Source organism: Pantoea eucrina (genome assembly GCF_002095385.1).
GTDB classification, from domain to species: domain Bacteria; phylum Pseudomonadota; class Gammaproteobacteria; order Enterobacterales; family Enterobacteriaceae; genus Pantoea; species Pantoea eucrina.
Genome location: NZ_MIPP01000031.1, coordinates 19,582 through 46,503, shown reverse-complemented (window position 1 = coordinate 46,503; position 26,922 = coordinate 19,582). Strand labels below are relative to the sequence as shown.

General features: G+C 56.3%; 24 protein-coding genes. 16 read left to right on the top strand and 8 right to left on the bottom strand.

Annotation, left to right across the window (positions count from 1 at the left end; genetic code table 11):
* Window positions 1-990 (top strand): iron ABC transporter permease (locus HA43_RS13485; protein ID WP_139803628.1); only part of this gene is annotated, 990 nt, incomplete at its 5' end.
* Window positions 991-1,071: 81 nt separating this feature from the next.
* On the opposite strand, the gene hemL is transcribed toward HA43_RS13485, so the two are convergent.
* Entirely contained in the window at window positions 1,072-2,352 is a 1,281-nt protein-coding gene (gene hemL, locus HA43_RS13480) for a glutamate-1-semialdehyde 2,1-aminomutase (protein WP_039382689.1), read from the bottom strand.
* A gap of 230 nt (window positions 2,353-2,582) precedes the next feature.
* On the opposite strand from hemL, the gene erpA reads away from it, so the two are divergent.
* The gene (gene erpA / locus HA43_RS13475; protein ID WP_039382693.1) at window positions 2,583-2,930 is read left to right on the top strand and encodes an iron-sulfur cluster insertion protein ErpA; all 348 of its coding nucleotides are present in this window, start codon (window positions 2,583-2,585) and stop codon (window positions 2,928-2,930) included.
* 32 nt (window positions 2,931-2,962) lie between these two features.
* Here the strand turns inward: erpA and HA43_RS13470 are convergent, their stop codons facing one another.
* The 3 genes from HA43_RS13470 to mtnN form a co-directional block, all read right to left on the bottom strand.
* On the bottom strand, window positions 2,963-3,214 hold the full coding sequence (locus tag HA43_RS13470; RefSeq protein ID WP_039382696.1) for a hypothetical protein: 252 nt from the start codon (window positions 3,212-3,214) through the stop codon (window positions 2,963-2,965).
* A 118-nt stretch (window positions 3,215-3,332) separates the two neighbouring features.
* Window positions 3,333-4,127 (bottom strand): vitamin B12 ABC transporter substrate-binding protein BtuF, encoded by a 795-nt coding sequence (btuF, locus tag HA43_RS13465; protein ID WP_094111885.1) that lies wholly within the window; start codon window positions 4,125-4,127, stop codon window positions 3,333-3,335.
* Window positions 4,120-4,818 carry a 5'-methylthioadenosine/S-adenosylhomocysteine nucleosidase gene (gene mtnN / locus HA43_RS13460; RefSeq protein ID WP_039382702.1) on the bottom strand — a complete coding sequence of 233 codons (699 nt, stop codon included), beginning with the start codon at window positions 4,816-4,818 and terminating at the stop codon, window positions 4,120-4,122. Before mtnN ends, btuF begins: the two co-directional genes overlap by 8 nt.
* A 96-nt stretch (window positions 4,819-4,914) precedes the next feature.
* Between mtnN and dgt the strand changes: the two genes are divergently transcribed.
* The 3 genes from dgt (at window position 4,915) to HA43_RS13445 (ending at window position 9,301) form a co-directional block, all read left to right on the top strand.
* Complete coding sequence (gene dgt / locus HA43_RS13455; RefSeq protein WP_039382705.1) at window positions 4,915-6,408, top strand: dGTPase; 1,494 nt, start codon at window positions 4,915-4,917, stop codon at window positions 6,406-6,408.
* 135 nt (window positions 6,409-6,543) lie between these two features.
* Window positions 6,544-7,983 carry a serine endoprotease DegP gene (gene degP, locus HA43_RS13450; protein ID WP_039382707.1) on the top strand — a complete coding sequence of 480 codons (1,440 nt, stop codon included), beginning with the start codon at window positions 6,544-6,546 and terminating at the stop codon, window positions 7,981-7,983.
* Window positions 7,984-8,143: 160 nt separating this feature from the next.
* Entirely contained in the window at window positions 8,144-9,301 is a 1,158-nt protein-coding gene (locus tag HA43_RS13445) for a CdaR family transcriptional regulator (protein WP_071669051.1), read from the top strand.
* A 42-nt stretch (window positions 9,302-9,343) separates the two neighbouring features.
* Here HA43_RS13445 and HA43_RS13440 read toward each other — a convergent pair whose 3' ends face one another.
* The 4 genes from HA43_RS13440 to map form a co-directional block, all read right to left on the bottom strand.
* Entirely contained in the window at window positions 9,344-9,736 is a 393-nt protein-coding gene (locus tag HA43_RS13440; protein ID WP_039382714.1) for a DUF3461 family protein, read from the bottom strand.
* 279 nt (window positions 9,737-10,015) lie between these two features.
* On the bottom strand, window positions 10,016-10,840 hold the full coding sequence (dapD, locus tag HA43_RS13435) for a 2,3,4,5-tetrahydropyridine-2,6-dicarboxylate N-succinyltransferase (RefSeq protein ID WP_039382717.1): 825 nt from the start codon (window positions 10,838-10,840) through the stop codon (window positions 10,016-10,018).
* Between the two features lie 74 nt (window positions 10,841-10,914).
* Entirely contained in the window at window positions 10,915-13,572 is a 2,658-nt protein-coding gene (gene glnD, locus HA43_RS13430; protein ID WP_071669050.1) for a bifunctional uridylyltransferase/uridylyl-removing protein GlnD, read from the bottom strand.
* Between the two features lie 65 nt (window positions 13,573-13,637).
* On the bottom strand, window positions 13,638-14,429 hold the full coding sequence (map, locus tag HA43_RS13425) for a type I methionyl aminopeptidase (protein WP_039382722.1): 792 nt from the start codon (window positions 14,427-14,429) through the stop codon (window positions 13,638-13,640).
* A gap of 320 nt (window positions 14,430-14,749) precedes the next feature.
* On the opposite strand from map, the gene rpsB reads away from it, so the two are divergent.
* The 11 genes from rpsB to lpxD all read left to right on the top strand — a co-directional run bounded on the left by rpsB (window position 14,750) and on the right by lpxD (window position 26,757).
* Complete coding sequence (gene rpsB / locus HA43_RS13420) at window positions 14,750-15,475, top strand: 30S ribosomal protein S2 (RefSeq protein WP_039382724.1); 726 nt, start codon at window positions 14,750-14,752, stop codon at window positions 15,473-15,475.
* A 184-nt stretch (window positions 15,476-15,659) separates the two neighbouring features.
* Window positions 15,660-16,511 (top strand): translation elongation factor Ts, encoded by an 852-nt coding sequence (tsf, locus tag HA43_RS13415; RefSeq protein WP_039382726.1) that lies wholly within the window; start codon window positions 15,660-15,662, stop codon window positions 16,509-16,511.
* Between the two features lie 153 nt (window positions 16,512-16,664).
* The gene (pyrH, locus tag HA43_RS13410; RefSeq protein ID WP_039382729.1) at window positions 16,665-17,390 is read left to right on the top strand and encodes a UMP kinase; all 726 of its coding nucleotides are present in this window, start codon (window positions 16,665-16,667) and stop codon (window positions 17,388-17,390) included.
* A 189-nt stretch (window positions 17,391-17,579) separates the two neighbouring features.
* Window positions 17,580-18,137 (top strand): ribosome recycling factor, encoded by a 558-nt coding sequence (gene frr / locus HA43_RS13405; RefSeq protein ID WP_039385717.1) that lies wholly within the window; start codon window positions 17,580-17,582, stop codon window positions 18,135-18,137.
* 165 nt (window positions 18,138-18,302) lie between these two features.
* Window positions 18,303-19,505: a 1-deoxy-D-xylulose-5-phosphate reductoisomerase gene (gene ispC / locus HA43_RS13400; RefSeq protein WP_175540480.1), complete on the top strand. Its 1,203-nt coding sequence runs from the start codon at window positions 18,303-18,305 to the stop codon at window positions 19,503-19,505.
* Between the two features lie 161 nt (window positions 19,506-19,666).
* Window positions 19,667-20,419 carry a (2E,6E)-farnesyl-diphosphate-specific ditrans,polycis-undecaprenyl-diphosphate synthase gene (gene ispU, locus HA43_RS13395; RefSeq protein ID WP_039382733.1) on the top strand — a complete coding sequence of 251 codons (753 nt, stop codon included), beginning with the start codon at window positions 19,667-19,669 and terminating at the stop codon, window positions 20,417-20,419.
* A gap of 18 nt (window positions 20,420-20,437) precedes the next feature.
* Window positions 20,438-21,295, top strand: coding sequence for a phosphatidate cytidylyltransferase (gene cdsA / locus HA43_RS13390; RefSeq protein ID WP_039382735.1), 858 nt, complete (start codon window positions 20,438-20,440; stop codon window positions 21,293-21,295).
* A gap of 11 nt (window positions 21,296-21,306) precedes the next feature.
* Window positions 21,307-22,656 (top strand): sigma E protease regulator RseP, encoded by a 1,350-nt coding sequence (gene rseP / locus HA43_RS13385; RefSeq protein ID WP_094111884.1) that lies wholly within the window; start codon window positions 21,307-21,309, stop codon window positions 22,654-22,656.
* Between the two features lie 51 nt (window positions 22,657-22,707).
* A complete protein-coding gene (gene bamA / locus HA43_RS13375; RefSeq protein WP_039382738.1) occupies window positions 22,708-25,119 on the top strand; it encodes an outer membrane protein assembly factor BamA in 2,412 nt (803 codons plus the stop codon).
* Window positions 25,120-25,230: 111 nt separating this feature from the next.
* Complete coding sequence (skp, locus tag HA43_RS13370) at window positions 25,231-25,728, top strand: molecular chaperone Skp (RefSeq protein WP_039382739.1); 498 nt, start codon at window positions 25,231-25,233, stop codon at window positions 25,726-25,728.
* Between the two features lie 3 nt (window positions 25,729-25,731).
* A complete protein-coding gene (gene lpxD / locus HA43_RS13365) occupies window positions 25,732-26,757 on the top strand; it encodes a UDP-3-O-(3-hydroxymyristoyl)glucosamine N-acyltransferase (protein ID WP_039382740.1) in 1,026 nt (341 codons plus the stop codon).
* Window positions 26,758-26,922 lie beyond the last annotated feature (165 nt).

Sequence of the window (26,922 nt, the reverse complement as noted above, 5' to 3'; positions counted from 1 at the left end):
CAGCCGCCGGAGATGAACGCCGGGGATCGGGTGCCGGCCGAGCGTCAGCGTGTGCTGCGCTGGGTGCTGACGGGGCTGGCGGTGCTGCTGCTGCTGACCGTTGCGGGTATCAGTTTTGGCCGTAACGCTACGGGCTGGGCATGGGTAAGCGGTGACATGCTGCAGCAGCTGCTGCCATGGCGCGCACCGCGCGTGCTGGCGGCGCTGGCGGTGGGAATGATGCTGGGCGTGGCGGGTACGCTGATCCAGCGTCTGACCGGCAACCCGATGGCCAGCCCGGAAGTGCTGGGTATCAGCTCCGGGGCGGCGTGCGGCGTGGTGCTGATGCTGTTTTTTGTGCCGGGCGATGCGCTGGCGTGGCTGCTGCCGGCAGGGATAGCCGGAGGAGCGTTAACGCTCGGCGTCATTATGCTGGTTGCCAGCCGGGGGGGCTTTTCACCGCAGCGTATGCTGCTGGCAGGAATGGCGCTGAACAGCGCGTTTGCCACGCTGCTGATGCTACTGCTGGCGAGCGGCGATCCGCGCATGGAGGGGCTGCTGAGCTGGATCTCCGGCTCCACCTATAGCATCTCGCTGCCGCAGGCGCTGCAGAGTGCGGTCATCGCGCTGATACTGGTCGCCCTGGCACCGCTGGCAAGCCGCTGGCTGACGCTGTTGCCGCTTGGCAGCGCCACCGCCCGCTCCGCGGGGATGTCACTGACTGCCTCACGATTGCTGCTGCTGCTGCTGGCCGCCGCGCTGACCGCCGCCGCGACGCTGACGGTCGGACCGCTGAGCTTTATCGGGCTGATGGCACCGCATATTGTGCGTATGCTCGGCTTCCGGCGCGCGCTGCCGCAGATGATGATGGCTGGCGTAACCGGCGCCGGGCTGATGCTGGTGGCTGACTGGTGCGGCCGGATGCTGGCGTTTCCGGATCAGATCCCGGCAGGGCTGATGGCAACCTTCTTTGGCGCCCCCTATTTCATCTGGCTGCTGCGCCGCGCGTGACAGAAAAAAGGTGCGCCGTGGCGCACCTTTTTGTTATGGCCTGCCAGGGCAGGGCGGGTCGCTCCTCAGAGCAGTCCGGCGTTACAGCTGGGCAAAGCAGCGACGCGCTGCGGCAACGGTACGCTCAATATCTTCCGGCGTGTGCGCCAGCGACATAAAGCCCGCCTCGTAGGCGGAGGGGGCCAGGTAGATCCCCTCGCTCAGCATCAGATGGAAGAAGCGCTTAAAACGCTCTGTGTCACAGCGGGTGACATCTGCATAGCAGGTCACGCTTTCAGCATCGGTGAAGAACAGACCAAACATGCCGCCCACGTGGTTTACCACCAGCGGGATATTTTCCGCCTGCGCGGCAGCCAGCAGGCCCTCTGCCAGCTGCGTGGTTAGCGCGGTCAGCGTGGCGTGCGTGCCTGGCTGAGCAATCTGCGTCAGGCAGGCAAAACCGGCTGCCATTGCAATCGGGTTACCCGACAGCGTGCCCGCCTGGTAGACCGGACCTGTAGGTGCCAGCGCTTCCATCACGTCGCGACGGCCACCAAATGCGCCGACCGGCATGCCGCCGCCGATGATTTTACCGAGGCAGGTAAGGTCAGGCATCACGTTGTAGTAGGTCTGCGCGCCGCCCAGCGCCACGCGGAAACCGGTCATCACCTCATCGATAATCAGCAGGGCACCAAACTCGTCGCACAGCGCGCGCAGGCCTGGCAGGAAGTCAGGCTGCGGCGGGATACAGTTCATGTTGCCGGCAACCGGTTCCACGATGATACAGGCGATATCGTCCGGATACTCTTCAAACGCCGTGCGGACAGAGGCGAGATCGTTATAGGTGCAGGTCAGCGTATGGCGGGCAAAGTCAGCCGGCACGCCAGGGGAGTTCGGCTGACCCAGCGTCAGTGCACCGGAACCCGCTTTGACCAGCAGGCAGTCGGCATGACCATGGTAGCAGCCCTCAAACTTGATAATTTTATCGCGATGGGTAAAGCCGCGCGCCAGGCGGATGGCGCTCATGGTCGCTTCCGTACCGGAGTTCACCATGCGCACCATATCCATACCCGGCATCAGCTCGCACACCAGCTCCGCCATTTTCACTTCCATCTCAGTCGGCGCACCAAAGCTCAGGCCGCGCGCGGCAGCCTCAATGACCGCGTTGCGGATGGTCGCGTTATTGTGGCCCAGTACCATCGGGCCCCAGGAGCCGACATAGTCGATATAGGCTTTACCATCTGCGTCATACAAAAAGGCGCCATCGGCGCGTTCAATAAACAGAGGTACGCCGCCGACACCGGTAAACGCGCGCACCGGGGAGTTCACGCCGCCCGGGATCAGACGTTGTGCTTCGGTGTATAGATTTTCTGACTTACTCATGGTTTGGCTCCGGCTGTCTGGAAAAATTCATCCCGTCATTCTACGGGAAGATGCCGCGACGGTGAACCGCCGCGCAGCGCGCAGCAGGGGCCTCGCGCACGCAGGTTTAAACTGTAGTTCATTTCAGGGGCACACAGTGTCAAGGGTGCTACTTGATTGCACCGGGCGGCTGGCAGATAATAGCGTGATTAAGGTTGTTTTCTGACCTGGACGTTTACGCGGAGTAAAACATGAGTGATGACGTAGCAGCGCTGCCTTTGCAGTTTACCGATGCAGCAGCCAATAAAGTAAAAAATCTGATTGCGGATGAAGAGAATCCGGCGCTGAAACTGCGCGTCTATATCACCGGCGGCGGTTGCAGCGGCTTCCAGTATGGTTTTACCTTTGATGACCAGATGAACGATGGCGATATGACCATCGAAAAGCAGGGCGTATCGCTGGTAGTGGATCCAATGAGCCTGCAGTATCTGGTGGGCGGATCGGTGGACTACACCGAAGGTCTGGAAGGTTCGCGCTTTATTGTTACCAACCCCAATGCTAAAACCACCTGCGGCTGTGGTTCCTCTTTCAGTATCTGATGCCAGTCTGGCTGCCGTTCCGGCAGCCAGTTCTACCACTCAATAGTGACTAATTGTGTTGTGTCGTGCCGGCGCGCATCGCCCGTGAGCGTCTGCCGGGAAATACGCGGCTGAGCGCCGCTACCGCCCGCGCAGTCAGCGGCGGGCAGCCCCGGTGCACTGGCGGATGAGACAGTGCAGCGTGACACGATAGTCAGCGACACCGCAATCGAGCCGCTGGTGCCAGCCGCCATGGCGGACGCCGCGCCCGCCAGCATAATGGCCAGCAGTACAGCTCGGGTCATGATTAATTCCTGGTGTAGTCAAAAGCGCGTTGCGCTAAAAGGGCACGTAGCTTACGTGGCTGCCGTGCCTGCTCTCTTCATTGTCGACATATGCGGGCTGAACTTTATGCGCGGGCGCTTATTTTTTTAGCGGATGCAGCGCAGCGCAGAGCTGCTGCGCGGCCAGCAGCAGGCGCGGACCGGGGCGGCTCAGCCAGTCGGGGTTAATGGCAATCACCGGTACGCTGAGCTGTGAGCGCCAGAACCGGGTGATGCTGGCGGCCTGTGCGGTATCGCCGCTGATGACAATCGCTTGCGGCTGCCGTATCAGCACCTGCTCCCGGCTGACCTGCGGCCAGCTAACCCGGCTGTCGGCAAAAATATTCTGCCCGCCGCACAGCGTGACGATCTCATTTTGCAGCGTGTTACGCGAAGCGGTAAACAGCGGCTGCTGTCCGAACTGCAGAAACAGCGCCACCGGAGCAGCGTGCCGGTAGCGCTGGCGCAATGCAGCTTCCTGCGCCCGCAGCGCCTGCGCAGCTGAAACAGCCTGTTCAGGCCGCGGGCTCCAGCGCGCCAGCGACTGCACGGTATCTATCATCTCATCCAGGCTTTGCGGATCGATCCAGACCACCCTGACGCCAGCGTGCTGCAGCTGTTCAATCTGACGCGCCGGGTTACCGCCACGCCACGCCAGTACCACGTCTGGTTTCAGTTGCAGCACCTGCTCAACGCCGATGCCCTGCCAGTTCGCTACCTGCGGCAGCGTCCGGGCAGCGGGTGGATAGTCGGACCAGGCGCTGACCGCCACCGGTGTGATACCGGCGGCAAAGGCCATCTCTGTAAGATGCGGGGCGAGGGTAATGACGCGCGGAGCCGCTAACACCAGGCCGCTGCAGAGCAGCAGCAGCCCGGCGAGCAGCCACTTAGCCATGCGTCAGACGGGCAAGCAGGCGCTCTGTCATCAGAGAGGATTGTCTGGCCGCCACGCTGAGAAACTCATCAAAACTCAGGTGGGAGGTTTTATCGGCGACGTCAGAGATGGCGCGTACCACGACAAACGGCACGTTAAACTGGTGACAAACATGACCAATGGCGGTGGCTTCCATTTCTACGGCAATCGCCTGCGGAAACTGTGAGCGGATGCGTGCCAGCGGCTCTGCACCGTTGATAAACGCGTCGCCGCTGACCACCAGGCCGCGCACGGCGTTCAGCTGCAGCTCGCTAATTGTCTGCTCAGCGGCCGTCACCAGCTGGCTGTCGGCCACAAACGCTTCCGGGCAACCTGCCATCTGACCCGGCACATAGCCAAAAGCGGTGACGTCAGCGTCGTGATAGCGTACTTCATCAGATACCACGATATCCCCGACCTGCAGCGTCGGCGCAAGGCCACCCGCAGAGCCGGTGTTGATCACCAGATCGGGTTTGCAGAGCTGCAGCAGCAGGGTGGTGCCCAGCGCGGCGGCCGTTTTCCCGATTCCTGATTTCAGCAGGGCAACCTCAACGCCATTCAGGGTACCGGTATAGATTTCACATCCGGCCAGCTTCAGCGTCTGACGGTTTTCAATTTTGTCACGCAGCAGGGTAACTTCCTGCTCCATCGCGCCAATAATGCCTGCTTTCATAAAGAATCTCGCTGTGTTTATAGATGTTTAAGAGGAAACTGAGGCATAGTCTATCATGGCTTCAGAGCGATGAATTCACCAAAAAGAGGGCCCGCTATGGTGGCGATTAATTTCAGGAAGAAGATCGGTTTCACGCGCCCTTATACCAGCCGTAAAGCACCGGAAGGCGAATACGCGATCACCCGCCATTTTGAGAGCGATCGGGGCCGGATCATTAACTCCGCCGCTATCCGCCGGCTGCAGCAAAAAACCCAGGTATTCCCGCTGGAGCGCAACGCAGCCGTACGCTCGCGGCTGACTCATTCGCTGGAGGTCCAGCAGACCGGCCGCTACATTACCAAGGAGATTCTCCATACCCTGAAAACCCAGGGCGGCGGGCTGGAGCAGTATGGCCTGGACGGTTTTGAAGGGGCTACAGAGACGCTGGTCGAGATGGCCTGTCTGCTGCATGACGTCGGCAACCCGCCGTTTGGACATTTTGGCGAAGCGGCGATTAATGACTGGTTCGAAGATAATCTGCCGGCAGAGCTGGTGGATCCGCTGGTCGCCGGCGTGGCCAGCGACGAACAGCAGGCTGACTTTAACGAACTGAATGCAATGATTCGTCAGGATCTGTGCAATTTTGAGGGGAATGCACAGGCGATTCGGCTGGTCCATACGCTGCTGCAGCTTAACCTTAGCTATGCCCAGGTCGCCTGCATTCTGAAATATACTGCCCCCGCCTGGTGGCAGGGTGAGAAGCCGGCTGAATTCAGCGTCCTGATGAAAAAACCCGGCTTTTATCTCTCTGAACGGGAATATATTGCGGAGCTGCGCGTCGCCACCGATCTGGCGGAACATCATCGCTATCCGCTGACCTGGATAATGGAGGCGGCGGATGATATTTCATACTGTATTGCCGACCTGGATGACGCCGTTGAAAAAGCGATATTTACCGTGGATACGCTCTATCACGCGCTGGTTAAAGCCTGGGGGCCGCTGATTCCCGGTGATGCATTTAGCCGCACCATTGGTGAGGCCTGGAAAGAGGCGAATCAGAAAAAACGGCGCAGCATCAGCGATCAGTTTTTTATGTCGCTGCGCGTAAACGTGCAGAATCTGCTGGTAGGCCATGCGGTGCGGCGCTTTGTCGATAACCTGCCGGCCATTTTCTCCGGCAATTTTAATCACGCCCTGCTGGAAGATGATGGTGATGAAGGGCGGCTGCTGAAGCTGTTTAAAACCGTGGCGCGTCAGCAGGTATTTAATCATCCTGAAGTAGAGCAGCTGGAGCTGCAGGGCTACCGGGTAATTAAAGGCCTGCTGGAGATCTATCAGTCGCTGATGCAGCTCAATTATGAGCAATTTACCACCTTAATGAATGATGATTATCTGGCGGGCCATCCTATTGAGACGCGCCTGTTCCATAAGCTCTCCGGTAAACATCGTAAGGCGTACCAGCAGCAGATGCGCGCGCGCGTCGTTGAGCATAAATATCAGCGGCTGTTATGGGAGCGCTATTATCGCTTCCGCCTTATTCAGGATTATATCAGCGGCATGACGGATAATTATGCGTGGGACGAATATCGCCGGATGATGGCGGTAGAATAGGGCCAGTTTTGTAAAGACGACGCATAAATATTTACCTTTAGGCAAAACTTTATCGCCTTTTTTGCGTATAAAATTTATCTCCGTTATGACGGCCACAGCAATGGTCAGGCTGCAACTTTCAGAGAGAAAAAACGAATGAAAAAAAACAGATTGATGCTGAGTGCGCTGGCACTGAGTCTGAGTATGGCGTGCGCGCCTGCTGCAGTATTTGCCGCTGAAACGGCGTCCTCCTCCAGCCAGCAGCTGCCCAGTCTGGCACCCATGCTGGAAAAAGTGATGCCTTCCGTGGTGAGCATCAACGTTGAAGGCAGCACTGCGGTAAAAACGCCGCGCATGCCGCAGCAGTTTCAGCAGTTCTTTGGCGATAATTCGCCTTTCTGTCAGGATGGATCGCCTTTTCAGGGATCGCCGCTCTGTCAGGGTGGCGGTGGCGCAGATGATGGCGCACCGGGCAATGCACAAAAACAGCCGTTCCGCGCGCTCGGTTCCGGCGTCATTATTAACGCAGAGAAAGGCTATGTGGTTACCAACAACCACGTAGTGGACAACGCCACAAAAATTCAGGTTCAGCTCAGCGACGGCCGCCGCTATGAGGCCAAAATCATCGGTAAAGATCCGCAGTCTGATATTGCCCTGATCCAGCTGCAGGATGCGAAAAACCTCACGGCGATTAAAATGGCCGATTCCGATACGCTGCGGGTAGGTGACTATACCGTTGCGATCGGCAACCCTTACGGGCTGGGTGAAACCGTGACCTCCGGCATCGTCTCTGCGCTGGGCCGCAGCGGCCTGAATGTGGAGAATTACGAGAACTTTATCCAGACTGACGCCGCCATCAACCGCGGCAACTCGGGCGGTGCGCTGGTCAATCTGAACGGCGAGCTGATCGGGATTAACACGGCTATTCTGGCACCGGATGGCGGTAACATCGGCATCGGCTTTGCTATTCCCAGCTCGATGGTGAAAAACCTGACGGCGCAGATGGTGGAGTTTGGTCAGGTTAAACGCGGTGAGCTGGGGATCCTCGGCACCGAGCTGAACTCAGAGCTGGCGAAAGCGATGAAGGTTGATGCCCAGCGCGGCGCCTTTGTCAGCCAGGTTCTGCCTGGTTCTGCGGCGGCAAAAGCGGGCGTGAAAGCCGGCGACGTCGTGGTTTCACTGAATGGCAAGCCGCTGAGCAGCTTTGCTGCCCTGCGTGCTGAAGTGGGCTCGCTGCCGACGGGCACCAAACTGCAGCTGGGTCTGCTGCGCGAGGGTAAATCCCAGAGCGTGACGGTAGAGCTGCAGCAGAGCACCAAAGATAAAGTGCAGTCGGCGACCATTTACACCGGTATTGAAGGCGCCGATCTCAGCAACGTGGAGAGCAATGGCCATAAAGGGGTGCGCGTTGACAGCGTGAAAGCAGGCAGCGCGGCCGCGCGTATCGGCCTGAAGAAAGGTGACATCATCCTCGGGGTTAACCAGCAGGCGATCGATAACCTGGGTGAACTGCGTAAAATTCTCGACACGAAACCGCCGGTACTGGCGCTCAACATTCTGCGCGGTGACGCGTCGCTTTATCTGCTGATGCAGTAATTCTCTCTGCATAAACCGGGCGGGCTGCGGCTCGCCTTTTTTCTTTTGTGCGCCCGGTAACATTTTCCGCAATCTCTCCGCCACTATGTGCAATTGCACAATGTCAGCCGTCAGCAGGATGCGTATTCTGTCGGTTTGCCCCTTGCTCAGGAAGTGATCCATGGCAACCTCTCATCTTGATGCGCGTCTGGCGCAGGATATCGTTGCGCGCACCATGAAAATTATCGACAGCAACGTCAACGTGATGGATGCGCGCGGGCGCATTATCGGCAGCGGCGATCGTGAACGTATCGGCGAGCTGCACGAGGGCGCGCTGCTGGTACTGTCGCAGGGCAGGGTGGTAGATATTGATGAAGCGGTAGCAAAGCATCTGCACGGCGTGCGGCCTGGCGTCAATCTGCCGCTGCGCATTGAAGGCAGCATCGTGGGAGTCATCGGGCTGACCGGAGAACCTGCTGCCCTGCGGCATTACGGCGAACTGGTCTGTATGACGGCGGAGATGATGCTGGAACAGGCGCGGCTGCTGCATCTGCTGGCGCAGGATAGCCGCCTGCGCGAAGAGCTGGTGCTTAACCTGATCCGCAGCGACACACTCTCGCCGACGCTGAACGAATGGGCGCAGCGGCTGGGTATCGATCTTAACCAGCCGCGTGTGGTGGCGGTAGTGGAAGTGGATAGCGGCCAGCTGGGCGTAGACAGCGCAATGTCAGAGCTGCAGCAGCTGCAGACGCTGCTGACCACGCCGGATCGCGATAACCTCATTGCCATCGTATCGCTGACGGAGATGGTGGTGCTGAAACCCGCGCTGAACGCTCACGGCCGTTACGATCATGACGATCACCGCCGGCGCGTTGACCAGCTGCTGCAGCGTATGAAAGAGAGCGGTCAGGTGCGTATGCGGATTGCGCTGGGCAATTATTTCCCCGGACCGGGCGGCATTGCGCGCTCGTGGCGTACTGCCCGCACCACTATGTCAGTGGGCAAGCAGCGTATGCCGGAGCAGCGCAGTTTTTTTTATCAGGATCTGGTGCTGCCGGTACTGCTCGACAGCCTGCGTGGCGGCTGGCAGGCCAGCGAGCTGGCGCGTCCGCTGGAAAAACTCAGAAGCATCGATACCAACGGTTTATTACGGCGTACGCTGCTCGCCTGGTTCAGCCATAACGTGCAGCCTGGCGCCACGGCACGCGCGCTGTTTATTCATCGTAATACGCTGGAGTATCGTCTGAACCGGATTTCAGAACTGACCGGACTGGATCTCGGCAATTTCGACGACCGGCTGCTGCTGTATGTGGCGCTGCAGCTGGATGAACGGGCGTAAAAAAGGCCAGCAGCGCTGGCCTGAGTGCAATGTGTAAACGGATCAGCGGCTGTTACGGGTCAGCTGATCGAGATCGGCTTCAATCTCAGCGATCTTATTAGAGACCACGCTCTCCAGATGGCGCAGATCGTCGAGGATCTTGCGCTTCAGATCCACCTCAACCCGATCGCGCTGGCAAATCTGATCCAGCTCATCGATAACGTAACGCAGGTTGGGGCTGATCTCCTGAATTTCACGGAAGCCCTGACCGTTATGTTCGGCCACCACGGTTTTGCGCTGGCGCGGATATTTGAATTTCACGCTCTTGGCAAAAAATTCGCCTTTATCTTTGCGGAAATAGATTTTCAGGATGTCGTTGTTCGCTTCCTGACGCAGACTGTAACGATCGATGTCTTCAGGATTGCTGATACCTAAGCTTTTCAGGTTGTCATACATGGCGTTTAAATTCCCTCTGAGAGTGAGTGAGCGCGCAGACATGTCATCAATCGTTCCAGGTCGGATCCGGAACGCTTACGGCATACTTATAAACTTTAGACGAAAAACCGGGTCAGACAGTGCGCGTCCGGAGTTAACTGGCGCGGATTATGAACTGTTTGAAAAGTAAACGCACCAGTTAATTTGCGGCGCAAAACAGGTTGTATCAGGCGGGGTGTAAAGAAAAAATGACGGCACCGTTGCCAGTGCCGTCATGAGTAAGAAAAGCGCTCAGAGAGGTTAATCGATAGTACGCAGCAGTTCGTTGATACCCGTTTTGCTCAGCGTCTTAGCGTCAACTTTTTTCACGATTACCGCGCAGTAGAGGCTGTAGCTGCCATCTTTCGACGGCAGATTACCTGAGACCACGACTGAACCAGCCGGGACGCGGCCGTAGTGAACTTCACCGGTTTCGCGATCGTAAATTTTGGTGCTCTGGCCGATATAAACGCCCATTGAGATCACCGAACCCTCCTCGACAATCACGCCCTCAACGATTTCGGAACGTGCGCCGATAAAGCAGTTATCTTCGATGATGGTTGGATTAGCTTGCAACGGCTCCAGTACGCCGCCAATGCCCACGCCGCCGGAGAGATGCACGTTTTTGCCAATCTGCGCACAGGAGCCCACGGTGGCCCAGGTATCAACCATGGTACCTTCATCGACAAAAGCCCCGATGTTGACGTAGGAAGGCATCAGCACGGTGTTACGCGCAATAAAAGCGCCCTGGCGTACGGCTGCTGGTGGCACCACGCGGAAACCTGCCGCTTTAAAGCGCGCATCGTCCCAGCCGGCAAATTTCATCGGCACCTTGTCATAAAAGCGGGTTTCAGCCCCTTCCATAACCTGATTGTCATTGATGCGAAACGACAGCAGCACCGCTTTTTTCAGCCACTGATGCGTTACCCATTCGCCATCGATTTTTTCAGAGACGCGCAGTTCGCCGCTGTCCAGCAGACCAATCACCTGATTGATCGCTTCACGGGTGGCACTGTCGACGCTGGCGGGCGTGATGTCAGCACGGCGCTCAAAGGCGGATTCAATAACGCTCTGTAACTGTTGCATAGCTATTTCCTGAGTCTGTCATACGGATGCCCGGACGTGTCCGGACAGGATTCAATTTATCTGTGCAGTGTGATTCAGGACACTTTATCGTTTGGATTAAGGGCCTCTGTCAACCGTTGTTGTAACACATCGCGCATTTCTGCATTCAGCGCACGCCGTTCGCTGTTGGCGAGGATAAAGAGATCCTCAACCCGTTCGCCGATGGTGCTGATGCGCGCACCGTGCAGCGACACGCCGAGATCGGCAAAGACTTCACCTACCCGGGCAAGCAGTCCTGGCTGATCGAGCGCGATCAGCTCCAGATAGCTGCGCCGGTCGGTGTGGGTCGGTAAAAATTTCACGTCAGTGTCCACGCTGAAATGTTTCAGGCGCGCGGACTGGCGACGGGTACGCGGCGGCACCCACTCCTGCTGCGTAATGGCCTGCTGCAATGCCTGAATAATCAGCGGATGGCGATCGGGTGAAAGCGGACTGCCATCGGGTTCGAGGACGATAAAGGTATCCATTGCCATGCCGTCACGGCTGGTAAAGATTTGCGCGTCGTGCACGCTGAGATTACGGCGGTCGAGTTCACCCGCTACGGCGGCAAACAGATAGGGGCGATCCGGGCTCCAGATAAAAATCTCCGTGCCGCCGCGCGTCGCCTGTGGGCTGACCAGCACCAGCGGCTGGCTGAGGTCGTGGTCAATCAGATGACGGGCGTGCCACGCCAGCTGATTAGGCGTATGGCGCAGAAAATAGTCGGCGCGGCAGCGGCTCCAGATATGGTGCAGCCGCTCTTCATTGAGGTTCTCCATGCGCAGCAGCGCCAGCGCCTGCAGACGATGGTGGCGCACCCGCTCGCGCAGATCCGGGCTATTTTCCATGCCGCGTCGCAGCTGCTTCTCGGTAGCAAAAAACAGCTCGCGCAGCAGGCTCTGCTTCCAGCTGTTCCACAGGCTCTCATTGGTGGCGCAGATATCGGAGACGGTGAGGCAGACCAGATAGCGCAGGCGATTCTCATTCTGCATTACCTCGGCGAACTGCTGGATCACCGTAGGGTCCTGAATATCGCGACGCTGGGCGGTGACCGACATCAGCAGATGATGACGCACCAGCCAGGCCACCAGCTGGGTCTCCCGGGAGTTGAGGTTGTGCAGCTCAGCAAACTCCAGCGCATCCTGCGCGCCCAGTATTGAGTGATCGCCGTTGCGGCCTTTGGCAATATCATGGAGCAGCGCTGCCATCAGCAGCAGCTCCGGCTGGGGCAGGCGCGGCCAGAGTTCCACACACAGCGGATGCTTTGGCCGCGTGCTCTCATCGGCGAAGCTCTCCAGCTTCTGCAACACGCGAATGGTGTGCTCATCCACCGTGTAGGCGTGAAACAGATCAAACTGCATCTGGCCGACCACGTTGCCCCAGAGCGGCGTATAGGCGGAGAGTACGCTATGGCGATGCATCGGCAGCAGCGCGCGTTTTACCGCGCCGGGATGACGCAGAATCGCCATAAAAGTGCGGCGCGCCTCAGCAATCTGGCACAGCGGCTGCCGCAGATGGCGGCGCGCATGACGCAGCTGGCGCAGGGTAGTGGAGTAGATCCCGGTAATTGAGGCGTTGCGTACCATGACATAAAACATGCGCAGAATGGCCTGCGGCTCGCGCTGAAACAGATCCGGGTCGCGCAGGTCAATCAGGTCGCCGCGTAGCTGAAAATCATCATCCAGCGCACGCGGCTTTTCGGTCGCTGGCAGGGCGAGGATCGCTTCATCAAACAGCTGCAGCAGCATCTGGTTCAGCTCGCTAATGCGGCGTGTTACGCGGTAGAAATCTTTCATCATGCGCTCAACCGGCTCGTTGCCTTCGCCGGAGTAGCTGAGGCGATGCGCGACGGTCAGTTGCCGATCAAAAAGCAGGCGGTTGTCGTAGCGTGGCAGCGTCAGATGCAGGGCGAAGCGGATGCGCCAGAGAAACTCCTGACACTCGTTGATCTCATTGCGCTCCGCTTCGGTCAGGAACCCAAAGCCCATCATCTCATCCATGGTGGTGGCACCAAAATGGCGACGCGCTACCCACTGCAGGGTATGGATATCGCGCAGGCCGCCCGGACTGCTTTTGATATCGGGTTCGAGATTGTAACTGGTGCCGTGGTAACGCTGATGGCGCTCCTGCTGCTCTTCAATTTTGGCAGCAAAAAAGCGCGATGAGGGCCAGAAGCCTTCGCTGAAGATATTCTTCTGCAGCTCAAGAAACAGCGCAACGTCGCCGGTCAGCATGCGCGACTCAATCAGGTTGGTTGCCACGGTGAGATCGGATAAGCCCTCCAGCAGGCACTCCTCAAGCGTGCGCACGCTGTGTCCCACCTCAAGCCGCAGATCCCACATAAGCGTGATCAGTTCAGAGGTGCGCTGCGCGGCGGCCTCATCAAGGGGCTGACGGCTGAGGATCAGAATGTCGATGTCCGACAGCGGATGCAGCTCGCCACGGCCATAGCCGCCCACCGCGACCAGCGCCATATCACTTAGCGTATCAAAACCGAAGAAACGCCACAGCCGTCGCAGCAGACGATCGATAAAGAGCGTGCGCGTGTCGATCAGCGACTCCACGTCGCTGCCGGCATCAAAGGCGAGGCTCAGCGCGTGCTGAAACTGCTCCAGCGCGGCTTTCAGCTGTTCACGCGTTAGCGCGTCGTCAGCCCAGCCGGCGGGTGAATCGGTGAGAATTTTGTGTACTGCCTCGGTCACGTTACCGCTCATCAACATGCCCCTTCGCGCATTAAAAAGCCGGCATCAAGCCGGCTCAGTGGGTAGCAGAGAGAGGATCAGACGTTTTCCAGCCGCGCCGGAATAGTGTCATCCTCACGCAGCGTCAGAATCTCACAGCCAGTTTCTGTCACCACAATAGTATGCTCATACTGCGCGGACAAGCTGCGATCTTTGGTTTTCACCGTCCAGCCATCCTTCATGGTGCGGATGCGGTAATCGCCTGCGTTAACCATCGGCTCCACGGTAAACGTCATGCCGGCCTGCAGCACCACACCGCTGTCGTCGGCGTCATAGTGCAGCACCTGCGGCTCTTCATGGAAGCCTTTGCCAATACCGTGACCGCAATACTCACGCACAACGGAGAAATCCTGCGCCTCAACGTATTGCTGGATCGCGCGTCCCAGCTCACGCAGGCGGATGCCTGGCTTAACGAGACGCAGAGCGATATAGAGGCTCTCCTGCGTCACGCGGCAGAGGCGCTCGCCGAGGATAGTGGGTTTGCCGACGATAAACATTTTTGAGGTATCACCGTGATACTCATCTTTAATGACGGTGACATCAACGTTCACGATATCACCCTCTTTCAGGACGCGATCGTCGCTGGGAATACCGTGGCACACCACCTCGTTTACCGAGATGCAGACCGATTTAGGGAAGCCGTGATAGCCAAGGCAGGCAGAAACCGCCTGCTGCTGCTGTGTGATGTGCTCGTGGCAGAGGCGATCAAGCTCACCGGTGGTCACACCCGGCACAACGTGAGGGGCGATCATTTCCAGCACTTCAGCGGCCAGGCGGCCCGCCACGCGCATTTTTTCGATTTCGTCAGGAGTTTTAATTGAGATAGCCATGAATTTTTCCGCAATCGCCGAAATTTTCGACAATAATGAGTTCTGTGGCAGTCATGTTAGCAGGCAGCAAATGGGCTGCCAAATCGGGATTGCCGCACACGTTTTGCGCTAACAACCGCTGGCGTATTTATACCTGTTATGGTATAAAGCGCGCCGACGATTCTCTGCTGTCTTACGAAAGCGAGACGGCAGGAAGCGCATAAATCTCATTATGTGTACTAAAACACACATGTATCGACACATACGCCGGGGTGCCTTGAAAGAGGTCGGTCGTATGGGATACATGGAGGCCCAACCCCAAACATACTTTAGAGGTAATCATGGCAACTGTTTCCATGCGCGACATGCTCAAGGCTGGTGTTCACTTCGGTCACCAGACCCGTTACTGGAACCCAAAAATGAAGCCATTCATTTTTGGTGCACGTAACAAGGTTCACATCATCAACCTTGAGAAAACTGTACCAATGTTCAACGACGCTCTGGCTGAGCTGCAGAAGATCTCTTCTCGCAAAGGTAAAATCCTGATCGTTGGTACTAAGCGCGCTGCTGCTGAAGCGGTAAAAGAGTCAGCTCTGAGCTGCGACCAGTTCTTCGTTAACCACCGCTGGTTAGGTGGTATGCTGACTAACTGGAAAACCGTTCGTCAGTCAATCAAACGTCTGAAAGATCTGGAAACTCAGTCTCAGGACGGCACGTTCGACAAACTGACCAAGAAAGAAGCACTGATGCGTGCTCGTGAGCTGGCCAAGCTGGAAAACAGCCTGGGTGGTATCAAAGACATGGGCGGTCTGCCAGATGCGCTGTTTGTTGTTGATGCTGACCACGAACACATCGCAATCAAAGAAGCAAACAACCTGGGTATCCCGGTATTTGCTATCGTTGATACCAACTCTGATCCAGATGGCGTTGATTTCGTTATCCCTGGTAACGACGATGCGATCCGTGCTGTAAGCCTGTACCTGACTGCTGTTGCCACTACCGTGCGCGAAGGCCGTTCACAGGACCTGGCTGAGCAGGCTGAAGACGCGTCTTTAGAAAACGCTTAATAAGGATTGCTCTTTCTGAGAGCCCTTAGACATCAGATGTTATCTGTATAAGGGGCCGCACAGGCCCCTTTTATTTATCTCCGTCTGTCGCGCTCCCTGTTACGGGCTGGCGGGGCAGAGTAAATTTTCCGCAACAGGTTTCTGCGCGTGCGCACGCACCCGGAAACGAACCGAGGATTCTGGAATGGCTGAAATTACCGCTGCATTGGTAAAAGAACTGCGTGAGCGTACTGGCGCAGGCATGATGGACTGCAAAAAAGCGCTGACCGAAGCGAACGGCGACATCGAGCTGGCAATTGAAAACATGCGTAAGTCTGGCGCAATCAAAGCTGCGAAAAAAGCAGGTAACGTTGCAGCTGACGGCGTGATCAAAACCAAAATCGTTGATGGTTACGGTGTGATTCTGGAAGTTAACTGCCAGACTGACTTCGTTGCTAAAGATGGCGGTTTCCAGGCGTTTGCTGACAAAGTTCTGGATGCAGCTACTGCCGGCAAAATCACCGACGTTGAAGCGCTGAAAGCACAGTTCGAAGAAGAGCGTGTTGCACTGGTTGCTAAAATCGGTGAGAACATCAACATCCGTCGCGTAGCAGTACTGGAAGGCGCTCAGCTGAACAGCTACCAGCACGGCGCGCGTATCGGCGTTCTGGTTTCTACCACCGCTGCTGATGAAGAGCTGAGCAAGCAGATCGCAATGCACGTTGCGGCAAGCAAGCCAGAGTTCGTTAAGCCAGAAGATGTTTCTGCTGACGTGGTTGAGAAAGAGTACCAGGTACAGCTGGATATCGCGATGCAGTCTGGCAAGCCAAAAGAGATCGCAGAGAAGATGGTTGAAGGCCGTATGAAGAAATTCACCGGCGAAGTCTCTCTGACTGGTCAGGCTTTCGTTATCGACCCAAGCAAAACTGTGGGTCAGGCGCTGAAAGAGAAAGGCGCAGATGTCATCAACTTCATCCGCTTTGAAGTGGGCGAAGGCATTGAGAAAGTTGAAACCGACTTTGCAGCTGAAGTGGCTGCGATGTCCAAACAGTCTTAATGAGTGACCGGAACCGCCGCGAGGCGGTTCTTTTTTGTCTGCGTTTTGGCGCAGTGATTTTCAGTCTCATCCCAATAGCTTTTTTGACGCGCTAAGCGGATGATCCACCAGATTTAACTTCTCATTCATCTTATCCTCCAGGAAGAATTGACCATGGCGACCAACGCAAAACCTGTATACCAACGTATCCTACTGAAACTGAGCGGCGAGGCCCTGCAGGGTGCCGAAGGTTTTGGTATCGACGCGAGCGTGCTTGACCGCATGGCGCAAGAGGTGAAAGAGCTGGTTGAGCTGGGCATCCAGGTAGGTGTGGTGATTGGTGGCGGTAATCTGTTCCGTGGCGCAGGCCTCGCTCAGGCGGGCATGAACCGCGTAGTAGGCGACCACATGGGTATGCTGGCGACCGTCATGAACGGCCTGGCAATGCGTGATGCGCTGCACCGCGCCTATGTGAACGCACGCCTGATGTCTGCCATCCCCCTTAACGGCGTCTGTGACAACTACAGCTGGGCTGAAGCGATCAGCCTGCTGCGTAATAACCGCGTGGTGATCTTCTCTGCCGGTACCGGCAACCCGTTCTTTACCACCGATTCTGCTGCCTGCCTGCGCGGCATTGAGATTGAAGCGGACGTCGTGTTGAAGGCGACCAAAGTAGATGGCGTCTACTCAGCCGATCCGGTGAAAAATCCGGACGCGACGCTGTACGATCAGCTCAGCTACGCTGAAGTACTGGAAAAAGAGCTGAAAGTTATGGATCTGGCCGCCTTTACGCTGGCGCGTGACCACGCACTGCCGATTCGCGTCTTCAACATGAATAAGCCTGGCGCACTGCGTCGCGTGGTAATGGGTGAAAAAGAAGGCACCCTGATTACGCATTAATATCCGACGCAAGGTAAAATAAGGTATATTCTGATAGCGCAGTGCCTGACGCTGCGCCACTACCTGACATAATCGATGTTGCAGGCGGCTTGTACGTCAGCAGCAGGTAGCAGGATGATCGATGTTTATCGATACCAGTTCCGACGCGTGCGGAAATGGCCAGGTCAAACCGAATCCAAGGGTTTTAACGTGATTAACGATATTAAAAAAGATGCCGAAACACGCATGGACAAGTGCGTGGAAGCATTCAAAAGCACCATCAGCAAAGTGCGTACCGGTCGTGCTTCACCTTCACTGCTCGACGGCATTGTGGTGGAATACTACGGTACACCTACGCCACTGCGTCAGCTCGCCAGCGTAACGGTAGAAGATTCCCGTACGCTGAAAATCAACGTGTTCGATCGCTCTCTGGGTCCGGCCGTTGAGAAAGCGATTATGACGTCCGACCTCGGCCTGAATCCAAGTTCAGCCGGCACCGACATCCGTGTTCCGCTGCCAGCGCTGACAGAAGAGCGCCGTAAAGATCTGATCAAAATCGTTCGTGGCGAAGCAGAGCAGGGGCGTGTTTCCGTGCGTAACGTTCGCCGTGATGCCAACGATAAGATCAAAGCGCTGCTGAAAGATAAAGAGATCAGCGAAGATGACGAACGTCGTTCACAGGATGATATCCAGAAAATGACCGACCTTCACATCAAGCATGTTGATGCTGCGCTGGCAGAAAAAGAGAAGGAGCTGATGGACTTCTGAGTCTGTCAGCCCGATCTGTATCTGCTGGAGGCAGGTAAGCGCCTGCCTGTAACAGATATAAAACGCCGTTCAGAGCCGTATTCGTACCGAATGCACTCTGGCGGCGTTTTACATTGTGCCTGGCGCCGTTGCGGGCACCTATGATGACTTCACAGGGATAGCATGATGAAGCAATTAACTCTTCTGGGATCCACCGGCTCAATTGGCACCAGTACGCTGGCGGTTGTCGCCGCGAATCCCGATCTCTATCAGGTTACGGCGCTGGTCGCAGGGCAGAATGCTGCGCTGATGGCTGAGCAGTGCCAGCAGTTCCGGCCACGCTATGCAGCGATGTCTGATGAGACCGCCGCTGCCGACCTGCGTGAGCGACTGAGAGCACTCAATGTCGATACCGAAGTGCTCTCCGGCGTTCAGGCAGCCTGCGATCTGGCGGCGCTGGATGAGGTTGATCAGGTGATGGCGGCGATTGTCGGCGCCTCGGGCCTGCAGCCAACGCTGGCAGCGATTCGTGCCGGAAAAACCGTGCTGCTGGCTAACAAGGAGTCACTTGTCACATGCGGCCGCTTGTTTATGGAGGCTGTGCGCCAGCATCAGGCGCAGCTGCTGCCGGTCGATAGCGAGCATAATGCCATTTTTCAGAGTTTGCCCGCTTCCATACAGCATCAGTTGGGGTACGCTGATCTGCGGGAGAACGGGATCGACTCGATTCTCCTTACGGGATCGGGTGGTCCTTTTCGTGACACGCCACTGGCCGATCTGGCTGCTATGTCGCCGGATCAGGCCTGTGCGCATCCGAACTGGTCAATGGGGCGCAAAATCTCCGTTGATTCGGCCACTATGATGAATAAAGGTCTTGAATACATTGAAGCCCGCTGGTTGTTCAACGCCACTGACGCGCAAATGGAGGTCATCCTGCACCCGCAGTCGGTGATCCACTCTATGGTGCGTTATTGTGACGGCAGCGTGCTGGCGCAGCTGGGATCGCCTGATATGCGCACACCGATTGCTCACAGCATGGCATGGCCTGCACGTATCGCCGCTGGCGTCACGCCGCTTGATTTCACCCGAATGAAAGCGCTGACGTTTGCTGAACCCGATTACGTACGCTATCCCTGCCTGAAGCTGGCAATCGATGCGTGTACTGCAGGGCAGGCGGCCACGACGACGCTGAATGCAGCAAATGAAATCGCGGTAGCAGCGTTTTTGCAGCATCAGATTCGCTTTACCGATATTGCCGCCCTCAACAGCGAAGTACTGGCTACGCTCAGCTCGCCGGAGCCAGCCAGTATTGATGAGGTGCTGGAAATCGATCGACTGGCGCGGCAGCATGCAAAGGCACTGCTGTCACGCGTCACTCTGGCTGGCTGATAGCCCCGCTATTTGTTCGCTCTGGCTGAAAATGGTATAGTCGCTCGCGTTTTACGGCACGACATTGTTTCGATGTCATCCGGCTTACGGGCCGGCCTTTGCCGCAGGCGCAATGTATTCAGAAAACACAGCATTTCTGATGAAAGGAATTATTACGCGTTATGTCGTCCAACAATCACAATACAATCGATGACGGGTCGTACTGCACACCACGTCACGTGGCCATCATTATGGATGGTAATGGTCGCTGGGCAAAAAATCAGGGCAAACTGCGTATTTCAGGCCACAAAGCCGGGGTAAAATCGGTTCGCCGTGCCGTCAGCTTTGCGGTCAGCCACAAGCTGGAAGCGTTAACGCTCTATGCGTTCAGCAGTGAAAACTGGAGCCGACCGCCGCAGGAAGTGACGGCATTAATGGAATTATTTATCTGGGCTCTCGACAGTGAAGTAAAGAGCCTGCATAAGCATAATGTACGTCTGTGCATTATTGGTGATATCAGCCGTTTTTCTGGTCGTATTCAGGAACGCATTCGCCGCGCCGAGGAACTGACTCAACAAAATAATGGACTGACCCTCAACATTGCTGCCAACTATGGCGGCCGTTGGGATATTATCCAGGGTGCCAGGAAACTGGCCGAACAGGTTCAGGAAGGGCTACTGCGTCCTGACCAGATAACCGAAGAAAGCCTTGCTCCCTACCTCTGTATGCAGGAGCTGGCGCCGGTGGATTTAGTGATAAGGACCGGGGGAGAGCATCGAATCAGCAACTTCCTGCTGTGGCAGATAGCCTATGCTGAGTTCTGGTTTACCGATGTTCTTTGGCCTGATTTTGATGAACATGTTTTTGAAGGTGCACTGAATGCATTCTCTCTGCGGGAGCGACGCTATGGCGGCGCTGCACCAGGCGGCGCCTGAGCTACCTGGGGGTAACCTTTGCTGAAGTCTCGTCTGATCACCGCGTTTATTTTGATTCCGCTGGTGATCGCTGCGCTATTCTGGTTACCGCTGTCTGGTTTCGCGATTACCACGATTGCTATCTGCATGCTCGCCGCCTGGGAGTGGGGGCAGCTGGCCGGTATGGCTACCCGTCAGCAGCGCGTCTGGCTGGCGCTGCTCTGTGGCCTGCTGCTGGCAGCGATGCTGTTTACCTTACCGTCCTATTCTCACGATGCGCATCAGCCTCAGCTGGAAAGCTCGCTCTGGGCCGCACTTGGCTGGTGGGTCGTTGCTCTCTTTCTGGTGCTGTTCTATCCCGCCTCTGCCGCACTCTGGCGCGGCTCGCGTCCGCTTCGTCTGCTGTTTGGCGTGCTGACTATCGTCCCGTTTTTCTGTGGCATGATCGCGCTGCGCCAGTATCACTACGACATTGATCACTTCGCCGGCGCCTGGTGGCTCCTGTTCGTTATGCTGCTGGTATGGGGCGCGGACTCGGGTGCCTATATGTTTGGCCGGCTGTTCGGCAAACACAAGCTGGCGCCTAAAGTTTCACCGGGTAAAACCTGGGAAGGCTTTTTTGGTGGCCTGCTCTCTTCCGCTATTATCGCCTGGCTGTTTGCACTGCTGGCTCCGCTGACGGTGGCGCCGGGCACGCTGATTGCGTGTGCCGTTGTTGCCACGCTTGCCTCGGTATTAGGCGATCTCACTGAAAGCATGTTTAAGCGCGAAGCGGGCATTAAAGACAGCGGAAATCTTATCCCCGGCCACGGTGGTATCCTCGATCGTATCGATAGCCTCACAGCGGCCGTGCCGGTATTTGCCTGCCTGCTGCTGCTGGTGTTTCATACCCTCTAGGAGCAGCAACTATGTTAAGCATTCTCTGGAGTTTTGCTGCTTTCATCGTCGCGCTGGGCGTGCTGATCACCGTGCATGAGTTTGGCCACTTCTGGGTGGCACGCCGGTGCGGCATCTATGTCGAACGCTTTTCTATCGGTTTCGGTAAGGCGCTCTGGCGACGGACTGACCGGCAGGGGACAGAGTATGTTATTGCGCTGATCCCGCTCGGCGGCTATGTCAAAATGCTGGATGAGCGCGTAGAGAGCGTTTCCGCTGAGCGCCGTCACGAGGCGTTTAACAACAAAACCGTGCTGCAGCGTGCTGCCGTCATCGCCGCGGGGCCGGTTGCCAATTTCCTCTTCGCTATCTTCGCTTACTGGCTGGTCTTTATGCATGGCGTGCCCGGCGTACGGCCGGTGGTTGGCGAAATTGTGAGCGGCTCCGTCGCAGCGGAAGCGCAAATTCAGTCAGGCATGGAACTTAACGCAGTTGACGGTATCGAAACGCCTGACTGGGATGCTGTGCGCATGGCCCTGATTGGGAAAATCGGCGATGAGAGTACCACGCTGACCGTTTCTCAGTTTGGCGAAAGCGCAACCCAGCAGAAGCGGGTCGACCTGCGTGACTGGCAGTTTGAGCCAGACAAGCAGGATCCGGTGGTAGCGCTCGGCATTCGTCCACGCGGGCCACAGATTGAAACCACGCTGGCAGAAATACAGGCGGATTCACCCGCCAGCGCTGCCGGTTTGCAAGCGGGCGACAGGATCGTTAAAGTCGATGGTCAGCCGTTAACGCAGTGGCAGACATTTGCCGGCCAGGTACGGGATAATCCGGGTAAACCGATGGCGCTTGAGGTTGAGCGAAATGGCGCCCGGCACTCTCTGACGCTGACGCCAGCCGCGAAGCCGGGCAAGCCTGAAGAGGGATTCGCCGGCGTTATTCCGCGCGTGCAGCCGCTGCCTGACGCGTATAAAACGGTGAAACAGTATGGGCCGGTGGCCGCTATCGGTGAGGCAGGCGTCAAAACCTGGCAGCTGATGAAGCTTACGGTGTCGATGCTGGGTAAGCTGATTACAGGTGATGTAAAGCTGAATAACCTGAGCGGCCCGATTTCGATTGCGCAGGGTGCCGGTTTATCAGCGGAGTACGGGGTGATTTATTATCTGATGTTCCTGGCGCTGATAAGCGTCAATCTGGGCATCATCAACCTGTTTCCGTTACCGGTTTTAGATGGTGGGCATCTGCTTTTTCTGGCGATCGAAAAGATCAAAGGAGGACCGGTGTCCGAGCGAGTTCAGGACTTCAGTTATCGCATCGGCTCAATTTTGCTGGTGCTGTTAATGGGGCTTGCACTTTTCAATGATTTCTCTCGCCTGTAACGTCTGGAACGCAGACAGGTGCGGGATGTGTTAGGAAAACGCATAACAACGATGGCGATGAAAAAGTTGCTCATAGCGTCGCTGCTGTTTAGCAGCGCCACCGTTTACGGTGCAGACGATTTCGTGGTGAACGACATTCATTTCGAAGGTCTCCAGCGAGTCGCCGTCGGCGCGGCTCTGCTCAGCATGCCGGTACGCGTCGGTGATACGGTGAATGATGATGATATCAGAAACACCATTCGCTCACTGTTTGCCACCGGCAATTTTGAAGATGTGCAGGTTTTACGTGACGGAACGACCCTGATTGTTCAGGTTAAAGAGCGTCCGACTATTGCCAGCATCACATTCTCCGGTAACAAGGCGGTGAAAGAGGATCAGCTGAAGCAGAACCTCGAAGCGTCAGGCGTTCGCGTCGGCGAAGCGCTGGATCGCACCACGCTCTCTTCAATCGAGAAGGGACTGGAAGATTTCTACTACAGCGTCGGCAAATACACCGCCAGCGTAAAAGCGATTGCCACACCGCTGCCGCGTAACCGCGTGGATCTGAAATTTGTTTTCCAGGAAGGTGTCTCTGCCAAAATTCAGCAGATCAACATCGTGGGTAACAAAGCGTTCAGCTCTGATGAACTGATCTCCCGCTTCCAGCTGCGTGATGAAGTGCCGTGGTGGAACGTAGTCGGCGATCGCAAATATCAGAAGCAGAAGCTGGCCGGCGACCTTGAGACGCTGCGCAGTTTCTATCTGGATCGCGGTTATGCGCGCTTTAATATCGACTCGACTCAGGTCAGCCTGACGCCGGATAAAAAAGGCATCTACATCACCGTCAACATCAATGAAGGCGACCAGTATAAAATCGCCGGCGTGATTGTGAACGGCAGCATGGCGGGCCACTCAGCAGAAATTGAACATCTGACCAAAATCCCGAATGGTGAGCTTTACAACGGCACCAAAGTGACGCAGATGGAAGATGATATCAAAAAGCTGCTGGGCCGCTATGGCTATGCCTATCCGCGCGTCGTGACGCAGCCAGAAATCAGCGACGCTGACAAAACCGTTAAGCTGCATATTAACGTTGATGCCGGTAATCGCTATTACGTGCGTAAAGTCCGTTTTGAAGGGAACGACACCTCAAAAGATGCTGTACTGCGCCGTGAGATGCGTCAGATGGAAGGCGCATGGCTGGGCAGCGATCTGGTTGATCAGGGTAAAGAGCGTCTGAACCGCACCGGTTACTTTGAAACGGTTGATGTGGATACGCAGCGCGTACCAGGCGTGCCGGATCAGGTGGATGTGGTCTACAAAGTTAAAGAGCGCAACACCGGTACCTTTAACTTTGGCGTGGGCTACGGAACAGAAAGCGGCGTCAGCTTCCAGGTGGGTGTTACCCAGGATAACTGGCTCGGTACCGGTAATACCGTTAGTATCAGCGGTACCAAAAATGATTATCAGACCTATGCTGAATTCTCACTGACCGATCCCTACTTTACGGTTGACGGCGTGAGTCTGGGCGGTCGCCTGTTCTATAACGACTTTAAAGCGGACGATGCCGATCTGTCAGACTACACCAACAAGAGTTACGGTGTTGATGGTACGCTCGGCTTCCCGGTTAATGAGAACAACACCCTGCGCGTTGGCTTAGGCTATGTGCATAACGATCTGTCGAACATGCGGCCGCAGGTAGCAATGTGGCGTTACCTCGACTCGGTCGGGCGTCCACAGGGACTCAATAATAAAGGCGATTTCTCTGCGGATGATTTTACCTTTAACTATGGCTGGACCTACAATACGCTGGATCGCGGCTTCTTCCCGACGCGCGGTAACCGCACCAACCTGAACGGTAAGGTGACGATTCCAGGTTCAGACAACGCGTTCTATAAAGCGACGCTGGACACGCAGCAGTATGTGCCGCTGAACCGTGACGGCACCTGGGTAGTCCTGGGGCGTGGTCGTGTGGGCTATGGAGACGGCATCGGGGATAAAGAGATGCCGTTCTATGAGAACTTCTACGCCGGTGGCTCCAGCACGGTACGTGGTTTCCGTTCCAATACTATTGGTCCGAAAGCCGCTTACCTTAACGATCGCTCCTCATCGTGTAATCTGACCGATCCAAACGGGATCTGTAAGTCAGATGATGCAGTAGGCGGTAACGCAATGGCGATTGCCAGCCTCGAGCTGATCACGCCAACGCCGTTCCTGAGCGAGAAGTACGCTAACTCCGTGCGCACTTCACTGTTTGTGGACGCCGGTACCGTCTGGGATACTAACTGGCAGAATACGGCAGCCACCCGCGCTGCGGATATTCCGGACTATAGCGATCCTAACAACATTCGCGTCTCTGCAGGCCTGGCGCTGCAGTGGATGTCGCCACTGGGCCCGCTGGTCTTCTCCTATGCCCAGCCGGTGAAGAAAGTCGAGGGAGACAAAGCAGAGCAGTTCCAGTTTAACATTGGTAAAACCTGGTAATGTTCTGAGCAGGGAAGCGGAAGCGAAGTACGGCATAGCTTAGCGCAGCAAAGCGCTAAGCGAGCCAAACACTGTGTCGCAGACACAAACGTTGATGGTAAGGAGTTTATAGTGAAAAAGTTGTTGTGTGCCGCAGGTCTGGGTCTTGCTTTAGCGGTTTCCGCTGGCGTTCAGGCTGCTGACAAAATTGCAGTGGTAAACGTGTCCAGCATTTTCCAGCAGTTACCGCAACGTGCGACCGTTGCTAAACAGCTTGAAAATGAGTTCAAAGGCCGCGCAACTGAGCTGCAGGGCCAGGAACGCGATCTGCAGACCAAAATGCAGAGACTGCAGCGTGATGCTTCTACCATGAAGGCGAGCGAGCGCAGCCGCATGGAAAAAGACATCATGTCCCAGCGCGAAGCCTTCTCCAGCAAAGCCCAGGCTTTCGAACAGGATAACCGTCGTCGCCAGATGGAAGAGCGTAACAAACTGCTGAGCCGTATCCAGGATGCCGTGAAGAAAGTGGCAGACAGCGATGGTTATGATGTCGTGATTGATGCTAACGCCGTAGCCTATGCTGCTAATGCGAAAGACATTACTGCTGACGTGCTGAAACAGGTTAAATAATCGATGTCATCAATTCGACTGGCTGATTTAGCCCAGCAGTTGGATGCAGAATTGCACGGAGATGGCGATATCGTCATCTCCGGCATTGCTTCTATGCAATCCGCCACCCCTGGTCAAATCACTTTTCTTGCCAACAGCCGCTACCGCGAGCAGCTCGCCAGCGTTCAGGCGTCAGCCGTGGTGCTGACGGAAGCGGATCTGGAATGGTGCAATACTGCCGCCCTGGTAGTGAAAAATCCCTATCTTACCTATGCCCGCATGGCACAACTGCTGGACACCACGCCACAGCCCGCGCAGAATATCGCGCCCAGCGCGGTGATCGATCCTTCCGCCTCGCTGGGACAAAATGTGTCGGTAGGGGCGAACGCGGTGATTGAGTCTGGCGTTGAGCTGGGTGACAACGTCGTGATTGGTGCAGGCTGCTTTGTCGGCAAAAAGAGCCGGATTGGCAGCGGCACGCGCCTCTGGGCCAACGTGACGATTTATCATGAGATTCAGATTGGTCAGGATTGTCTGATTCAGTCAGGCACTGTCATCGGTGCAGATGGTTTCGGGTATGCTAACGATCGCGGCAACTGGGTGAAAATCCCTCAGCTCGGCACGGTCATCATCGGTGACCGGACAGAGATTGGTGCCTGCACCACTATCGATCGCGGTGCGCTGGATAACACTCTGATCGGCAATGGTGTTATCATAGACAACCAGTGTCAGATTGCCCACAACGTTGTAATTGGTGACAATACAGCCGTTGCGGGAGGTGTGATCATGGCCGGTAGCCTGAAGATTGGACGTTACTGTATGATTGGCGGCGCCAGCGTCATTAACGGCCATATGGAGATCTGCGATAAAGTAACCGTAACCGGTATGGGCATGGTGATGCGTCCCATTACAGAGCCGGGGGTTTACTCCTCAGGGATCCCACTGCAACCGAACAAAGCCTGGCGTAAAACGGCAGCGCTGGTGATGAATATCGATGACATAAGCAAACGTCTGAAAGCCATCGAACGCAAAGTTGATAAAAACAGCTAAGCACATCCGCGCGACCCGCTTTCATAATAATGCCGCCTGCCTGCTTTTGCCCTTCAGTGTGGTAAAGGACGGCAGGTAGCGCAGAGAAGCGAACGCCACCGAACTGATTTGCGGCCTGCGAAAGATCATTTTGATCGGTGCAGGCCGTGTTATTGTTGCCATCAG

Excerpts from the sequence above, each read along its gene's own strand:
- bamA (WP_039382738.1), top strand. The coding sequence starts at position 22,708 with ATGGCGATGAAAAAGTTGCTCATAGCGTCGCTGCTGTTTAGCAGCGCC.
- HA43_RS13445 (WP_071669051.1), top strand. The coding sequence starts at position 8,144 with ATGGCAACCTCTCATCTTGATGCGCGTCTGGCGCAGGATATCGTTGCG.
- erpA (WP_039382693.1), top strand. The coding sequence starts at position 2,583 with ATGAGTGATGACGTAGCAGCGCTGCCTTTGCAGTTTACCGATGCAGCA.
- degP (WP_039382707.1), top strand. The coding sequence starts at position 6,544 with ATGAAAAAAAACAGATTGATGCTGAGTGCGCTGGCACTGAGTCTGAGT.
- dgt (WP_039382705.1), top strand. The coding sequence starts at position 4,915 with ATGGTGGCGATTAATTTCAGGAAGAAGATCGGTTTCACGCGCCCTTAT.
- ispC (WP_175540480.1), top strand. The coding sequence starts at position 18,303 with ATGAAGCAATTAACTCTTCTGGGATCCACCGGCTCAATTGGCACCAGT.
- HA43_RS13440 (WP_039382714.1), bottom strand. The coding sequence starts at position 9,736 with ATGTATGACAACCTGAAAAGCTTAGGTATCAGCAATCCTGAAGACATC.
- btuF (WP_094111885.1), bottom strand. The coding sequence starts at position 4,127 with ATGGCTAAGTGGCTGCTCGCCGGGCTGCTGCTGCTCTGCAGCGGCCTG.
- map (WP_039382722.1), bottom strand. The coding sequence starts at position 14,429 with ATGGCTATCTCAATTAAAACTCCTGACGAAATCGAAAAAATGCGCGTG.
- hemL (WP_039382689.1), bottom strand. The coding sequence starts at position 2,352 with ATGAGTAAGTCAGAAAATCTATACACCGAAGCACAACGTCTGATCCCG.
- glnD (WP_071669050.1), bottom strand. The coding sequence starts at position 13,572 with ATGAGCGGTAACGTGACCGAGGCAGTACACAAAATTCTCACCGATTCA.
- HA43_RS13470 (WP_039382696.1), bottom strand. The coding sequence starts at position 3,214 with ATGACCCGAGCTGTACTGCTGGCCATTATGCTGGCGGGCGCGGCGTCC.
- lpxD (WP_039382740.1), top strand. The coding sequence starts at position 25,732 with ATGTCATCAATTCGACTGGCTGATTTAGCCCAGCAGTTGGATGCAGAA.
- rseP (WP_094111884.1), top strand. The coding sequence starts at position 21,307 with ATGTTAAGCATTCTCTGGAGTTTTGCTGCTTTCATCGTCGCGCTGGGC.
- mtnN (WP_039382702.1), bottom strand. The coding sequence starts at position 4,818 with ATGAAAGCAGGCATTATTGGCGCGATGGAGCAGGAAGTTACCCTGCTG.
- tsf (WP_039382726.1), top strand. The coding sequence starts at position 15,660 with ATGGCTGAAATTACCGCTGCATTGGTAAAAGAACTGCGTGAGCGTACT.
- pyrH (WP_039382729.1), top strand. The coding sequence starts at position 16,665 with ATGGCGACCAACGCAAAACCTGTATACCAACGTATCCTACTGAAACTG.
- ispU (WP_039382733.1), top strand. The coding sequence starts at position 19,667 with ATGTCGTCCAACAATCACAATACAATCGATGACGGGTCGTACTGCACA.
- rpsB (WP_039382724.1), top strand. The coding sequence starts at position 14,750 with ATGGCAACTGTTTCCATGCGCGACATGCTCAAGGCTGGTGTTCACTTC.
- dapD (WP_039382717.1), bottom strand. The coding sequence starts at position 10,840 with ATGCAACAGTTACAGAGCGTTATTGAATCCGCCTTTGAGCGCCGTGCT.